The organism is Paenibacillus sp. LRG-1 (assembly GCF_057220305.1).
The window spans coordinates 4,973,941-4,989,378 of sequence record NZ_CM170126.1 but is presented as its reverse complement, the minus strand read 5'-3'; the positions used below and the strand labels follow the sequence as shown (position 1 = coordinate 4,989,378).

At 44.9% G+C, this 15,438-nt stretch carries 12 protein-coding genes; 10 read left to right on the top strand and 2 right to left on the bottom strand.

Going from position 1 to position 15,438, the window contains the following annotated elements; translation table 11 throughout:
* Window positions 1-5: 5 nt before the first annotated feature.
* A complete protein-coding gene (locus ACUUJN_RS22220) occupies window positions 6-986 on the bottom strand; it encodes an ABC transporter substrate-binding protein (RefSeq protein WP_075154746.1) in 981 nt (326 codons plus the stop codon).
* 399 nt (window positions 987-1,385) lie between these two features.
* Between ACUUJN_RS22220 and isdC the strand changes: the two genes are divergently transcribed.
* From isdC to ACUUJN_RS22180, 8 genes are all read left to right on the top strand, one after another.
* The gene (isdC, locus tag ACUUJN_RS22215) at window positions 1,386-1,901 is read left to right on the top strand and encodes a heme uptake protein IsdC (RefSeq protein WP_075154745.1); all 516 of its coding nucleotides are present in this window, start codon (window positions 1,386-1,388) and stop codon (window positions 1,899-1,901) included.
* Between the two features lie 72 nt (window positions 1,902-1,973).
* Window positions 1,974-2,444 (top strand): NEAT domain-containing protein, encoded by a 471-nt coding sequence (locus tag ACUUJN_RS22210; protein WP_254349004.1) that lies wholly within the window; start codon window positions 1,974-1,976, stop codon window positions 2,442-2,444.
* A 32-nt stretch (window positions 2,445-2,476) separates the two neighbouring features.
* Window positions 2,477-2,974: an NEAT domain-containing protein gene (locus ACUUJN_RS22205; protein ID WP_053326092.1), complete on the top strand. Its 498-nt coding sequence runs from the start codon at window positions 2,477-2,479 to the stop codon at window positions 2,972-2,974.
* A 98-nt stretch (window positions 2,975-3,072) separates the two neighbouring features.
* Window positions 3,073-7,434: an NEAT domain-containing protein gene (locus ACUUJN_RS22200; RefSeq protein ID WP_484668932.1), complete on the top strand. Its 4,362-nt coding sequence runs from the start codon at window positions 3,073-3,075 to the stop codon at window positions 7,432-7,434.
* A 281-nt stretch (window positions 7,435-7,715) separates the two neighbouring features.
* The gene (gene isdE, locus ACUUJN_RS22195; protein WP_484668931.1) at window positions 7,716-8,675 is read left to right on the top strand and encodes a heme ABC transporter substrate-binding protein IsdE; all 960 of its coding nucleotides are present in this window, start codon (window positions 7,716-7,718) and stop codon (window positions 8,673-8,675) included.
* A gap of 14 nt (window positions 8,676-8,689) precedes the next feature.
* The gene (locus tag ACUUJN_RS22190) at window positions 8,690-9,673 is read left to right on the top strand and encodes a FecCD family ABC transporter permease (protein ID WP_028541843.1); all 984 of its coding nucleotides are present in this window, start codon (window positions 8,690-8,692) and stop codon (window positions 9,671-9,673) included.
* Window positions 9,663-10,442: an ABC transporter ATP-binding protein gene (locus ACUUJN_RS22185; protein ID WP_023990285.1), complete on the top strand. Its 780-nt coding sequence runs from the start codon at window positions 9,663-9,665 to the stop codon at window positions 10,440-10,442. Before ACUUJN_RS22190 ends, ACUUJN_RS22185 begins: the two co-directional genes overlap by 11 nt.
* Window positions 10,443-10,724: 282 nt before the next feature.
* Entirely contained in the window at window positions 10,725-12,353 is a 1,629-nt protein-coding gene (locus ACUUJN_RS22180; RefSeq protein WP_023990284.1) for an ABC-F family ATP-binding cassette domain-containing protein, read from the top strand.
* A gap of 181 nt (window positions 12,354-12,534) precedes the next feature.
* Here the strand turns inward: ACUUJN_RS22180 and ACUUJN_RS22175 are convergent, their stop codons facing one another.
* Window positions 12,535-12,720, bottom strand: a complete 186-nt coding sequence (locus ACUUJN_RS22175; RefSeq protein ID WP_013311941.1) for a hypothetical protein — start codon at window positions 12,718-12,720, stop codon at window positions 12,535-12,537.
* Window positions 12,721-13,130: 410 nt separating this feature from the next.
* Here ACUUJN_RS22175 and ACUUJN_RS22170 point away from each other — a divergent pair, with 410 nt between their 5' ends.
* Together ACUUJN_RS22170 and ACUUJN_RS22165 are read left to right on the top strand one after the other, a co-directional pair.
* Entirely contained in the window at window positions 13,131-14,000 is an 870-nt protein-coding gene (locus tag ACUUJN_RS22170; protein ID WP_068938239.1) for a cation diffusion facilitator family transporter, read from the top strand.
* A gap of 191 nt (window positions 14,001-14,191) precedes the next feature.
* Entirely contained in the window at window positions 14,192-15,358 is a 1,167-nt protein-coding gene (locus ACUUJN_RS22165; protein ID WP_028541845.1) for a C40 family peptidase, read from the top strand.
* Window positions 15,359-15,438: the final 80 nt, after the last annotated feature.

The following is a 15,438-nucleotide window of genomic DNA, read 5'->3' as shown; positions in this document are numbered from 1 at the left end:
ATCACCTATTTCGCCGGATACAGCTTTTGATGCATCAAATCCAGCGCTTTAGTGACACGTGTACCCGGATTCGTACCGAACAGGTCTGAAGGTAAAACCTGGACCTGATTGTTTTTGACTGCTCGGATTCCGTTCCAGGCTGCATTTTCCTGCATTTCCTTTATAAATGCGGCTTTAACATCTTCCGTATTGCCATGGGTCATGATGAAGATGTAGTCAGGGTCAGCCTGTATGATGCGTTCTGTGTTCAGCTGCGCATATTGCGGGAAATTTTGCAGGCCCGGAAAATCAGCGGCGATGTTCGAGCCACCCGCAGCTTCCAGAATGTTTCCACTTAGTGAATTTGGCAATGCCGACATATACGTAGCCGGGGCTCCGTAGACCAGCAACACCTTCGGTTTGGAGGCAGAAGCGGTTTCCTTTTGCAGCTTAGCTACTTGTTGGTCAATTTGCTGGTTCAGCTTCACGGCCTGAGCCTGCTTTTGCAGTAATTGTCCGAACAGCGTAATTTGCGACTGAATATCGTGAACTGAATTGGCTCCCGTCAGCAGCAGCTGTGAACCGACTCCTTCAATGGCTGGAATGTCTTTTTCATTCATAGGATAATTGCCTAGCACGACATCCGGTTTGAGCATCGTAATTTTCTCCAGATCGACTTCATGAGTGGAGCCTACTTGCTGAACGTTCTCAGCAGCAGGTACGATGGCAGGTCCATTGGAGTTGGGCCTGCCCACGGCAGTTCCACCCAATGCGTATATGATATCCAGATCGCCATTGCTGAGCGCAATGATATGTTGTGGGACCTTTTGAAACGCCAACGTCCGTTTTGAAAAATCAGTAACTTGAATCGCCGCACCGCTTGTCGTACCAGAAGTGGCAGATACGGATGCACTGGTTGGTTTGTGATCTGCGGTCGAGGCACCATTACTACATCCGGTAACTGCCAATAAAAGCGCTGCGGACGACCACAACACATAAGATTTCATGTTATTCCTCCTGCAATTTTCGAGTTAAACAATAATGATAATCATTTTCATTTATGTATAAGAGAATGATAATGAATATCACTGGGGATTGTCAATTGAAAAAAGCAAATTTTTAAATAAATTTTGAACTAAAAATAAAAGGGGTATATTCGAATTATAGAAGAAGGAACTACAAATTTTTCTTAAAAAATAGCATATATCAAGGGGTTATGTACATGCAAATACATATTGACATTTTCGAAAAGTGTAAGATATATTGGTGATGGGTTTACTTTATTTTGCGAAATTCTGGAATAGAAAGGTGGGAAGACACGGCTCAAAAAGAGCTATTTTTTTTAATTATCAATTGAGAATGATAATCAATTACTTAAATTCTCGTGGGGAGGGACTGCTGTCATAATGAAGAAGGGGTATTCTGCAATTATTGCTGTGTTTCTGCTGGTGAGTGTGCTGAGCTTTTGGCCAACTTCGTCATCTGTAGTAGCCGCTGCGGCTTCTCCAAAATTGGCGGATGGTACATACACGCTCAAATACAATATCCTCAAGGCAGAAAATGATTCGGTGTCCATGGCTAATGATTATTTTGAAAAACCAGCTAAGTTGTATGTAAAAAAAGGTCAAATGACCATGCAAATTAAGCTGAATCATAGCGAATGGACAACCGGGTTTAAAGTAGATTACAAAGGCAAAATCATCGATACAAAGGTCATCCATAAGGATGCCAAAACCGATACCCGCACCGTACAATTTCCAATTACGAGTGTGAACAGCCCGCTAATCTCTAAAATTCATGTTACTGTCCCTGCGTATAACTACGATCATGACTATACGATCCGCTTCGCTTTTGATTCCAAAAGCGTCAAAAAAGTAACAGCCGTTCAGCCAGCGAAATTAACTAAATCTTCCAAGAAGTAAATTCAAGCCATCTTTATCGTTCATAAAATCAACATAAATTCAAGCATAAAAAATTGAGGAGTGTGTGTAGATATGAATATGGTAATGAATCGCTTTGAGCAATTTTCTTTTAAGAAGGTATTCGTCGCATTGATCATGACAGCGCTTGTTTTTGCCCTCGTTGCTCCATTCTCAGCTAAAGCGGCAGCAGCAGCCGACGGCACGTATAACGTAGACTATACCGTTCTGAAGGATCAAACCAATGAGACTTCTCGATTGGATAGCTACCTGACGAAGCCTGCTCAGGTTACAGTAGCTAATGGCAAAAATGTCGTTCGTCTGACTGTGAAAAGCAGCAATCTGATTACAACGTTCAAAGTAGAGCAAAATGGCGTACTGCAAGATGCGACTGTAGTAAGCACAGATACTGCTAGCAACACTCGTGTAGTGGAATTCGAAGTTGCTGATCTGAATGCAAAAGTGAATGCTTACGCTGAGATCACAATTCCAGTAATCGGCTACACAGGCAAGTACGATGTACAACTGCAGTTCGACGAAATCTAATCCAAAATAAAACGTAAAAGGAGATTAAAAACATGAACATGATTATGAATCGTATGGAAAAATTGTCTTTGAAAAAAGTAATGCTTACTGTACTGATGGCAGCGCTTGTTTTTGTGGTACTAGCTCCATTTTCTGCCAATAAAGCGAATGCGGCTTTGCCTAATGGAACGTATCAATTGCCTTATACCGTTTATAAAGATGGAACCACTCAGCCATCCTACATGGATACAAATGGTTATGTGAAAAAACCAGCCACACTGATTGTTACGAATGGTCAATATAAAGTGAGAGTAGCTATTACCAAAAGTGCTTGGGTTACTGAATTCAAAACTCAACAAAGCGGTCAGTATGTGAATGCGACTGTAGTAAGCACATCAGGGGATACAAGAATAGTCGAATTCCCTGTAACTAGCCCGTCTCAAAAATTGAACGTTAAACTGCATGTAAGTGTGCCTGCAGAATACACTGGTGGTATTCCGTACGATCACGACTATGTGGTTCAATTCCAATTCGACGACAGCGATATCTAAGACTTCTTTTTGAAAATATAATTTTGAATTGAATACTCATTTGGAGCTTAGTTTCAAAGCTCCAAATGAGTATATTTTAAGTAGGGGGATACATCACCTTGAAAAGCCGATTTAACAAATTTATAACGACATTTGCTGCTGTTTTAATGTTGTTTTCTTTATTTTCACCGTACGTAGGAGCAACACCTGAGGATGAGTTCACTTCGTTGAATTTGCCCGATTTAAGCACTACAGTCACTAGTGCTACTTATGCTACTTATGAGATTCCGGTAGAAGTGCCCAGCACATATGCTGAGCCTACCAATGCTGTGACCACTACTGATGCGACCTATGCAGATGGAGAATACCTGATTGATTACAAACCTTTAAGAAAGACAGTCAGCGGTAGCACTAGGGATTCAAGCTTCAAAACAAACTATACCTATCCTGGAGATTTGATCATTAAGGATGGAAAATACCATTTTTCATTTAAGTTTGCGGAATCTCAAGGTCTTTCGAAATTTTTAGTTGAACAAAACGGGGAAACAGTTCCCGCAAAAATAGAGGTGGATTCTGGGAAAACTTCCGGGACTGTAAGCTTCGATGTTTATGATTTTCATCAAAATGTAAATACGGAGTTTGGATTTAATAGCAGTTCTCCATGGTATGTAGATACCGATCCAGACCGTTCAGTGAAGGAATGGATTGAGTTTGATCCTTCCAGTTTGAGACTTAAAAACTCAACGGAGAATCCAACGGTTCCACCTGTAACACCACCGGTAACGCCTCCTAATACAGGAGAGAAACTCGCTGATTTGGACTTTACCCTTTTGAAAGATGAAAGCAATGAAAAGTCAATGATGGATGGGTATACGGAGAAACCAGGCTCTCTAATTGAGCGTGGTGGTAAACGATATGTCCAATTTACATTAAAGAACAGTAAGCAGATTGATGGTTTCAAGGTAGAGCAAGATGGAGTGTTAACCGACACCTCTGTTGTAAGTGAAGATCAAACTGCGAATACACGAATGATCGAGTTTGAAGTAAAAGATCTGCCTGCCAAGCTCAACGCATGGGTGAGCATCAACTGGCCTGAGCTGGGCTACGTGAATACTTATAATGTAGATCTTCAGCTGGCTTCTGTATCCGTACCATCAGATTTGGCGGATGGAACGTACTCGATTAACTTTAACGCGCTGCATGCCACAAAAGATCAATCGTCAGCCATGGCACAATATCTGTTGTCTCCAGCGACTTTGACGGTATCGAAGGGGCAAAAAGAAGTTTCCTTTACCATTAAAGACAGCACCACAGTAACGGAGTTCAAAACAGAACAAAACGGAACGTTAACAGATGCGGATATTGTAAGTGAGGACAAGACAGCCAATACGCGTGTTGTGAAATTCAAAGTAGCGGATTTGGACGCGATTTTAAATGCACAAGTACATGTGAGCACGACCTATCCAGGTGGGGTTTATGAAATGGATCATAAACTTCGTCTTCAGTTCGATAAAAACAGTATCTCGGGAACGGACAACGGTTCATCTCCAGTAACGTCAAATCTGGACTTCACGCTGTTAAAAGACGGTTCAAGTGAAAAGTCAATGATGGATGGTTATACAGAGAAACCAGGCGCTTTGATTGAACGTAATGGCAAGAAGTATGTACGTTTTACATTGAAAAACAGTAAGCAAATTGATGGCTTTAAGGTAGAACAAAATGGACTATTAACTAATGTTGCTACAGTAAGTGAAGACAAAACTGCGAATACACGAGTTATTGAATTCGAGGTTAAAGAAATACCTGCTAAGTTAAGCGCATGGGTAAGCATCAACTGGCCTGAGCTGGGCTACGTGCATACTTATAATGTAGATCTTCAGCTGGCTTCTGTACCCGCACCATCAGATTTGGCGGATGGAACGTACTCGATTAACTTTAACGCACTGCATGCCACAAAAGATCAATCGTCAGCCATGGCACAATATCTGTTGTCTCCAGCGACTTTGACGGTATCGAAAGGGCAAAAAGAAGTTTCCTTCACCATTAAAGACAGCACCACAGTAACGGAGTTCAAAACAGAACAAAACGGAACGTTAACGGATGCGGATATTGTAAGTGAGGACAAGAATGCTAATACACGTGTTGTGAAATTCAAAGTAGCGGATTTGGACGCTATTTTGAATGCACAAGTACATGTGAGCACGACCTATCCAGGTGGGGTTTATGAGATGGATCATAAACTTCGTCTGCAATTTGATAAGAGTAGCATCACTAATGCAACATCCCCGGTTGATCCTGGGACGCCAGGTACGCCTGGAAAAGTTTTAGCTGATGGAACGTATTCGATCCAGTTCAATGCATTGCACGCAACAAAAGATCAAAAATCGGCAATGGCGCAATATTTATTATCTCCGGCAACACTGACGGTATCAAAAGGCAAGTATGAAGCTTCCTTCACGATCAAAGACAGCGCCACAGTGACGGAGTTCAAAACAGAACAAAACGGAACGTTAACAGATGCAGATATCGTAAGCGTGGACAAGAAAGCGGACACACGTGTTGTGAAATTCAAAGTGGCCGATTTGGACGCTATTATGAATGCACAGGTACATGTGAGCACGACCTATCCAGGTGGGGTTTATGAGATGGATCATAAGCTTCGTCTTCAATTTGACCGCAGCAGCATTGCGGTAAAAGGAACAGACGGCGGCACAACTCCCGTGACTGAAAACGGCAGATACAGCATTGATTTCTCCGTACTCAAAAATGGAAGCAATGAAATATCTGTGATGGATGGCTATATGCAGAAACCAGCCACGCTGTTAAGACAGTCCGGTAAAAATGTGATTCAGATCAAAATGGACAAGAGCAGTTGGATTAAAACGTTCAAAGTAAATGGTGCAGAGGCTCAGGTTGTCGATCAATCGAGCTCCGCAGATACAAGAACAGTACAATTCGAAGTACCCAATCTGTCGGATAAAGTGACAGTGAATACGCATGTCATCGTACCTGGATTGGATTTGGGTGGCATCCCTTATGACCACGTATATGATGTGCAGTATCAATTCGAGCCTGCTACTATTCGCAGCTTTGTCGAGCCTTCCTCTTCGGGTGCAGCTGATCCCATTGTTAAATTGGATTTCGACAAGCTTGCCAATGGTAAATATGCTTTGAAATTCAGTATCGTTTTGTCTGATGGTTCCACAGGAGTGGATTCTCCGGCTCAACGCTTCATCACTGACGAATCGGCGCAATTGGTCGTGGAAGGCGACAAACGGTTTGTAGGTCTGAAGCTGCAAAACAGTAATGAAGTGAAGGCGCTGCGCATTTGGGACAACGCAAGCGGGGACTACCGAGACGCAGAAGTGACCCAGGAGGATGCAGCAAGCAATACGAAGCACGTTCGTTTTAGCGTGAATGACTTTAAAAACAATGTAAAAGGCCAACTGGTTGTCTATGAAGCCCCTAAAGTGGCAAGTGCCACTCCGATGGTCTTTAAGACTGAGGATCGGGTAGAGAAGGTATACGATTTTGAATTTAAATTTAACACCAGTGATGTTTCTTACTACAACGAAACTAAAGCAGACGAAGTAGAGCAAGGGAAAAACAACTTAGCGGATGGAGAGTACAGTGCGAACTTCCGTGTGCTGGCGAACGGAACGGACAAGGATTCTCTAGCGGCTCCTTTTGTACAGAGTCTAGCGAAGTTGATTGTGAAAAATGGGAAGGTTCAGGCTCATGTAACCGTTACGGACAACCAGGCTTTGAAGCTATTCCAAACGGATTTTGAAGGCCGTTATGCCAATCCGACGATTATGGGTTCGGACACCAAAGGTGACACGCACACTATTGCATTCGAAGTGCCTGATCTAGATAAAAAGTTGAGTGTGTACACACAGGTATATCTGCCTGAGAAATACATTCTAAATGAGAAATTCGGCGGACAGATTCAATTTGACCGTGCATCGCTTAAAGGTGAGGGAGACAATGCAGCTACAACTGCAACCGCTACTGAACCGACAGCAGCATCTACGGACAAGGCAGCAGAAACGACCACACCTGTGGCAGAAAAAAAACCAGTAGTTGAGCAACCGATTCAAACGGCTTCCGAGAAGCAATACACGATTAATTACAACGTATTTAAAGACAAAACGAGTGAAGCTTCCGTTATGGACGGTTATCTCGACAAGCCAGCCACACTGATTGAAAAGGGAGACAAGCGCTATATCCAAGTGACCTTGAAAAATAGCTCTTGGATGCCAACTCTACAAGTGGAGCAAAACGGTACCCTGAAAGATGTAGAAGTGATCTCGACATCCGGCGATACACGTGTCGTTCAATTCGAGGTAGGAGACTTGTCCCAGAAAATCAGTGCTTACACACACGTCATTGTGCCTGGCTTGGTCCTTGGCGGAGTGCCGTATGATCACTGGTATACAGTTCAGTTTCAATTTGATGAAGCAAGCCTGAAAGCGAAGTAGCCTCAGGTTGTGACATCAATGAAGCCCGAATAACAGCAAAGTTTGTATGCGAGCAAGTCTTGGTGCCCCGGCGTCAAGACTTGTCAGCATTTACATACCCGAGGAATTTTGCAAAAATCCAATAAGCGACTTCTAATGAACAATATGTAGATCGAAATGGTCTAGTTCGTCTATATATTGCACTTTGGAGCACTGGAATCGAATTTTGCAAAATCCGGATACCCGAAAAGTTGGGGTTCCTAATGTTGTTCTATATTTTGAATTGAGGTGACTGGATTTTCATGAAACGGTATATAGCATTGGCTCAAGGAAGATCGTTTTGTTTGTATATGTTAATCGGCATCGTGATCTTGTTGCTGGCTGGATGTTCGGGAGGAGCACAGGCTGGACAGAATCAGAGCGATGGTTCGAAATCAGCGGCAACATCTAATGCAACCGGAAAGTCGTCTGACGGTAAAGCTCAAGCTCCTCGTATTGTGGCGACTACGGTAGCCATTGCGGAAATCACGGATGCACTGGGCCTGGATTTGGCAGGCAAGCCGACAAGCACGAAAGTGCTGCCTGACCGTTACAAGGATGTGCCTGATGTGGGTAATCCGATGAGTCCTGATATGGAAAAAGTGATGTCATTGAAGCCGACGGACGTACTGTCGGTGACGACACTGAAATATGATCTGGAGCCTAAATTTAAAGATTTGAAAATCAAAGCCGAATTTTTAAATTTTGAAAGTCTCGCGAATATGCAAAAAGAAATTCAAAAGCTGGGAGACACGTTTGGCAAAGCCGATAAGGCCAAAGAGATTAATGGAGCTTTGGATGCGAAAGTTGCCCAGATTCAACAAAAGATCAAAGGGAAGAAATCCCCTAAAGTATTGATTTTGCTGGGAGTACCAGGAAGCTATCTGGTGGCTACCGAGCATTCCTATATTGGGGATCTGGTTAAAATTGCAGGCGGAACCAATGTGGTTCAGGGCGAGAAGGTGGAGTTCATTGCCCACAATACCGAAGCCTTGCAGCAATCCAACCCCGATATCATTTTGCGCGCTGCACACGGGATGCCGGATGAAGTAGTGAAAATGTTCGATGAAGAGTTCAAAACTAACGATATCTGGAAGCATTTCAACGCTGTGAAAAATGGGCATGTCTATGATCTGCCTGAACCGTTGTTTGGCACAACAGGGAATTTAGCGGCAAACTCGGCGCTGGATGAGCTGATGAAAATGCTGTATCCTTCGAATTAAAGGAAGCTGATGACATGTCCAAAAAAGTATGGAGCCTTATTGTTGTAATTGTCTTGCTCGTCGGCGTCATGCTGTATTCAGCGATGACAGGCAGTCTCAAGGTGGATTTGAGTCAGTTGATGACCGGATTGTGGACAGGTACAGATGATCAGGTGAATGTGGTCAAGGACCTGAGACTACCGAGAATTTTCGTGTCCGTGATGGCAGGTGCAGCACTTGCAGTAGCGGGTGTTTTGCTGCAAGCCGTCATGAAAAACCCACTGGCGGATGCAGGGGTTATCGGCATTTCTTCGGGAGCGGCATTGATCTCGCTGATTGCGGTGACGGTCTTTCCTGCGCTTTATTTCTGGATGCCGTTCTTTTCATTTATTGGCGGTGCGTTAGCCTGTCTAATGGTTTATGGTTTTTCATGGAAATCTGGCTTGCATCCGATTCGTCTCATTCTGATCGGGGTGGCTGTGAACGCCATTTTTTCCGGCCTAGGTCAGTCGTTTAACTATCGAGGCAGTTATGCAGTCACTAGCATTAATCAGGTTACCACTTCAACCTTGTCTATGAAAAAATGGGTAGATGTCGAGGTTATTGTGACCTATGGCGGGATTGGGCTAATTTTAGCCATGCTCGTGTTCTCTTGGTGCAATTTCTTGTCCCTTCAAGATAAAACAGCTAAAAATCTGGGATTCAATGTAACGCGTGCACGACTTTTGATTTCTGTGATTGCAGTGCTGCTTGCAGCAACGGCTACAGCCATCGCGGGAGTGATTGCCTTTATCGGTCTGCTCGTTCCGCATTGTGCCCGCTACCTAGTTGGCTCGGATCATAAGTGGTTGATTCCATTTTCCGCCTTATGCGGCGGCTTGCTGCTGCTGCTCGCGGATACACTGGGGCGGACAGTGCTTGCTCCCAATGAAATCCCGGCTTCTATTATTATGGCCGTCATTGGCGGGCCGTTCCTGATATTCCTGATCAGAAAGGCGGATCGCACCTATGGACATTAAGGATATAACCTTCTCTTATGATCGGAAAACAGATCGTCTGCATGCTATTAATGCTGTTATTGAGTCGGGACGGATCACTACCATTATCGGTCCCAACGGATGCGGCAAATCAACGCTGCTCAGCGTGATGTCCAACAATGCTGTTCCCCGCTTGGGCCAAGTGATTCTGGACGGCAAGGAGATAGCCCACTACAAGCCCAAGGAGCTGGCCCGTCAACTGGCGGTAGTCCATCAGCAGAACGAGGCACCTTCCGACTTGACTGTAGAAAAGCTCGTAAGCTTCGGCAGGTTGCCGCATAAGAACATGTTCACAGCGAGGCGTGACGAGGATGAGGAGGCGATTGAGTGGGCAATAGCCTGCACTAACCTGAACGAACGTAGAACTCGCACATTGGATCAGCTCTCAGGAGGAGAACGGCAGCGTGTATGGATTGCAATGGCCTTGGCACAGCGGACGCCAATTTTATTTTTGGATGAGCCGACCACCTATTTGGATATGTACTACCAGCTTGAAATTTTAGAGCTCATTCGGCAGTTAAACCAGGAACATGGACTGACAATCGTGATGGTGCTGCATGATATCAATCAGGCTATTCGGTATAGCGATGTGATGATTGCCATGAAGGAAGGGCGTATTATAGCGAACGGCCCACCTACAGAGGTCGTTACATCTGAACTGATCCAGACGGTCTATGACGTGGAGGTCGTAATCAAACAGGATGATGAAGTCGGCATGTACCTCATTCCGTTAGGTGTCGGGGTTTCCTGACAATTACAAGCGCATGGAACATCAATGCCGCGACTGAATAACGCGTCTGTCCTAACGGCATCTCAACGAATTTAGAACATGAAAATGGTTCTGGTCCATGTGTTTGTCAGGCGACAATGGTGGAGACAGAAGCATTTTTTATTTTATTTATAAGATATTGGATGAGATTCAGGGGCGGTTATACTTATACTACGGTTCGAATCCGATCTTTTGTGTGTTATACTATTGCCGTCGGTAATTTTGTGTTTAGCACTTTACTAATGATAAGGATGGTATGCTTATATGATCAGTACAAGCGGCGTAACGCTTCGTTATGGTAAACGCCCACTTTTTGAAGACGTAAATATCAAATTTACTCCTGGGAACTGCTACGGCCTGATTGGGGCGAATGGCGCGGGTAAATCCACCTTTTTGAAAATTCTTTCCGGTGAAATTGAAGCCAATTCTGGCGAGGTTCACATGACACCGGGTGAACGGATGGCAGTCCTCAAGCAGAACCATTATGAATACGATGAATTCCCGGTTCTGGAAACCGTTATTATGGGCCACACGCGTCTGTATGAAATCATGAAGGAAAAGGATGCGCTGTATGCCAAAACGGAATTTACCGAAGCGGACGGTCTACGTGCCGGTGAGCTTGAAGGTGAATTTGCGGAGCTGAACGGATGGGATGCCGAGCCAGATGCAGCTTCCTTGCTGATCGGTCTTGGTATTCCCCGCGACCTGCATGACAAGAACATGTCTGAGCTGAGTGGTAATGACAAGGTACGTGTTCTCCTGGCTCAAGCGTTGTTTGGTCGTCCGAACAATTTGCTGCTCGATGAGCCTACCAACCACCTGGACCTCGAATCCATTCAATGGCTGGAAAATTTCTTGATGGACTATGAAGGCACCGTCATCGTTGTATCCCATGATCGTCACTTCCTGAACAAGGTATGTACGCATATTGCGGATATTGATTTTGGCAAAATCCAGATGTACGTCGGAAACTACGACTTCTGGTATGAGTCTAGCCAGCTTGCGCTTGCCTTGACTCGTGATGCCAACAAGAAGAAGGAAGAGAAGATCAAGGAACTGCAAGCCTTTATTCAGCGCTTTTCTGCGAATGCTTCCAAGTCCAAACAGGCTACTTCACGTAAAAAACAACTGGATAAAATTACGTTGGATGACATCCGTCCATCGAACCGTAAATATCCTTTCCTGAACTTCAAGCCTGAACGCGAAGCAGGCAAACAACTCCTGACAGTAGACCGCCTCAGTAAAACTGTTGAAGGCGAGCAAGTGCTGAATGAGTTCAGTCTGGTTGTGAACAAAGGCGATAAAATCGCGTTTGTTGGCCCGAACGGCATGCCTAAATCGACGCTCTTCCAGGTGTTGATGAACGAGATCGAAGCGGATAGCGGAGAATTCTCTTGGGGGATTACAACTAGCCAGGCTTATTTCCCGAAAGATAATTCCACCTATTTTGAAGGTGTGGATATGAATCTTGTGGAGTGGCTGCGTCAATATTCCAAGGATCAGGACGAAACGTTCCTGCGCGGCTTCTTGGGACGTATGCTTTTCTCTGGAGAAGAAGCGCTTAAGAAAGCAAGTGTGCTGTCCGGGGGCGAAAAGGTTCGCTGTATGCTGGCGAAAATGATGCTGAACGGTGCCAATGTGCTGTTGCTGGAAGAACCGACCAATCACTTGGATCTGGAATCCATTACAGCGCTGAACAATGGTCTGATTGATTTTGACGGTACTATATTGTTCACATCCCATGACCACCAGTTTATTCAAACGATCGCGAATCGAATCGTGGAAATTACACCAAACGGCGTAATCGACCGTACGATGAGCTATGATGAATACTTGGAAAATGAAGAAATCACAAAATTGCGTGAACGTATGTATCCGGTAGAAATCGGCTAAATATCCAAACCGGCTAACTTCAACAACTAGATAAACGAAAGAGGAGCTCCTTAGGCCATTTAGATGGCGGGGAGACTCCTCTTTTTCGTTTTTGTGTTATGCCCATAGCTTACTCGGTTCCGGAGTGAGGTAAGATAGACCTCGTCCGATTTTGCGTACAATATATATACTATGGGGTGGCTTATGATCCGCCTGTACGACGGCGTTGGTTGTTCGGCTTCTTCGTATTTTGGCTTTTCAGTGTTTTGGCGGAACCGCCTTGAAAGCCGCCCTGCTGTGAAGCGCCGGACTGCTGTTTTTTTTGTGCCAGCTTTTCCCGAATGGCATCTGCGAGATTAACTTTACGTGGTTCATTAGCATCGCTCATGAATAAATTCCTCCTGTTGCCGCCAAATTCATGTCAATCATGCTGGATTGAATAAAAACGCGGCTGTGTCCTCATTTTATACGTTTTTAAAAGAAGGGACAAGGGCAACAATGATAACACACATCTGGGGTGGGTTGGAAGAGAAAACCTCTGTTTTTTGCGTGAAGGAAAAAATGTTTTGTATAACCTACAGGAATGGGGCCTGGCAATACTTTTTCGTTGTTACTACAGCGATGCAGAGCGGAAAGACTGTTTCTCTAGACCCACACAAAGTTCGTCTGCTATCCTGAAAATAACAGTTAACCAAAGAAAATTGATATTATTCAGGGCAGCAACGCTGCTATTTTTATTTTTGGGCCCGGTGAGATCGTTCTGCTGGGAACTATATATTTGAAGGAGTGTCCTACGTTGTGGTAAATGTCTATGAAGAGATACGAAAAGGTGAGCGTGGGGCGTGGGTGAGCATTGCTGCTTATCTCTTGCTGTCCGCCTTTAAGCTGATTAGCGGATATATATTTGCTTCTAGCGCGTTGCGGGCGGATGGCTTCAATAATGTCACCGATATTGTAGTGTCGGTTGCTGTACTGGTTGGACTGAGAATTTCCCAAAAGCCACCGGACTCTGACCATGCCTATGGACATTTTCGGGCAGAAACGATCGCGGCGCTGCTGGCGTCCTTTATTATGGCTGTCGTCGGTTTGCAGGTGCTTATTGATGGGATCGGGAGCATTTTCAAGGGCGGAAAGCAAATACCGGATATCACCTCCGCGGGTGTAGCTGTGATTTGTGCAATGATTATGCTGGGAGTGTACCTTTACAATAACAGACTGGCACGGCAAATTAACAATAAGGCTTTGCTGGCAGCGGCCAAGGATAATCTATCGGATGCACTTGTCAGTGTTGGAGCAGCAGTGGGCATCATCGGTGCACAGTTCGGGCTACCCTGGTTGGATACTGTAGCTGCGATCGCGGTAGGATTCATCATTTGTAAAACAGCGTGGGATATTTTTAAGGATTCCACGCACAGCTTGACCGATGGATTTGATGAGCAAGAACTGTCTGACTTACGGAGTACGATTGCCTGTATACCTGGAGTAGAGAGAATTCGGGACGTTAAGGCACGTGTACATGGCAATCATGCGCTGGTGGATGTGGTCATTGAGGTCAATCCACAACTCAGCCTGATTGAAGGGCATCGAATCAGCGACCGGATTGAGGAACGTCTGCAAGAGGTTCATAATACGATGCATGTCCATGTCCATGTAGAACCCAAATTATAGATTAATTATTGAATAGTTAGTGTTAAAAGTGACTTTAGACCTATATGCAAAAGGCGTATACGCTTCCTTTTGTGACGTTTGGATTATATCTCTCTTCCTGCTGCTTTTACTATAATGAAGGCATGTCCGGCTATATTCGTCGGAATTGGATATGCTCTTCAAATTCGTAAAAACAGCCAGGAGGTGCAACATTGAGAAGACGCGTGATGGGAATGCTCATGACGTCAGCCGCGCTGTTGGCAGCAATTCATGTGGCGCCGGGTCAGGTTGACGCAGCGGCATCAACAGCATCCACAGGACAGAAGGCGGTTATTCAGGCGGCTGTAAAGCTTAGATCTGGTCCTTCGACTACAGGGGATGTAGTCAGCTTTATGAAGCAGGGAGAGGCCGTAACGGTATTGGAGAAAACAAACAGCTATTGGTACAAGATCAAGACTTCTGATGGAGTAACCGGATATACTAGCAGCTCCGACAAGTACATAAAAGTTGGCGCTACCAGCGTCGCTGCTGCTGTCACTTCATCTGCCAGCCGTAAACCGGAAGCCGCAGAGTCAGTTAAAAATGTTTCAGCTAAAGAGGCTGTAGCCTCAGTGAATAGTTCTGCCGGTCAAACGAAAGCCACGATTCAAACGTCCGTTCGTTTGCGGGCGGAGGCATCCACTTCTTCCGAGGTTTTGGGCTATTTGAATGCAGGGGATGTCGTTACGATTACTGATCCAAGTAATGCCTATTGGTTCAAGGTTACCAATGCTGATGGTACGGTGGGCTATGTCAGCTCGTCTCCACAGTATATTCGTATTGGTGAGGGCGTTGTTGTGCAGCAGCCTGTGGCTGCTCCGGTGACAACCACTCCTGATACTACCGCAATACCTGTGACAGCATCTCCTGCGTCAACTACGAACATGTTTTCCGGTGATGCAGCGGCTGCAATAGAGCAGGTTATTAATACGGGGATGACTTATCTCGGAACTCCATATGAATATGGTTCGGATCGTAACAGTACGGCTACTTTTGATTGCTCGGCATTTACCCGTCAAATTTTCCGTCAGGCTGTAGGTATCCAGCTTCCGGCAGATTCCCGTTCACAGGGTGAGTGGATCAAGCAAAACAGTCAGCCGAATATGGACATGACTACGCTGAAGCGTGGCGATTTACTCTTCTTTACAAATTATAATGCATCTTCTGGGGCGTACACGTCCTTGGATAATTCCTCCCAAACGATTACACACGTAGCTGTATATTTGGGAGACAACAAGCTTCTCCATACGTTTTCTGTAGCGGGTGGCGGTGTAAAAGTTACGGATTTCAGCAAGCCTTGGCAGGACCGTTTCCTGTTTGGGGGCAGCGTGATTCAATAAAAGCGCCGTTAACCTTAAAAAAGCTGCATCAAAAAAGGATGTTCCACAGCCCTGTTGACCAGGGTGGGAACATCCTTTTT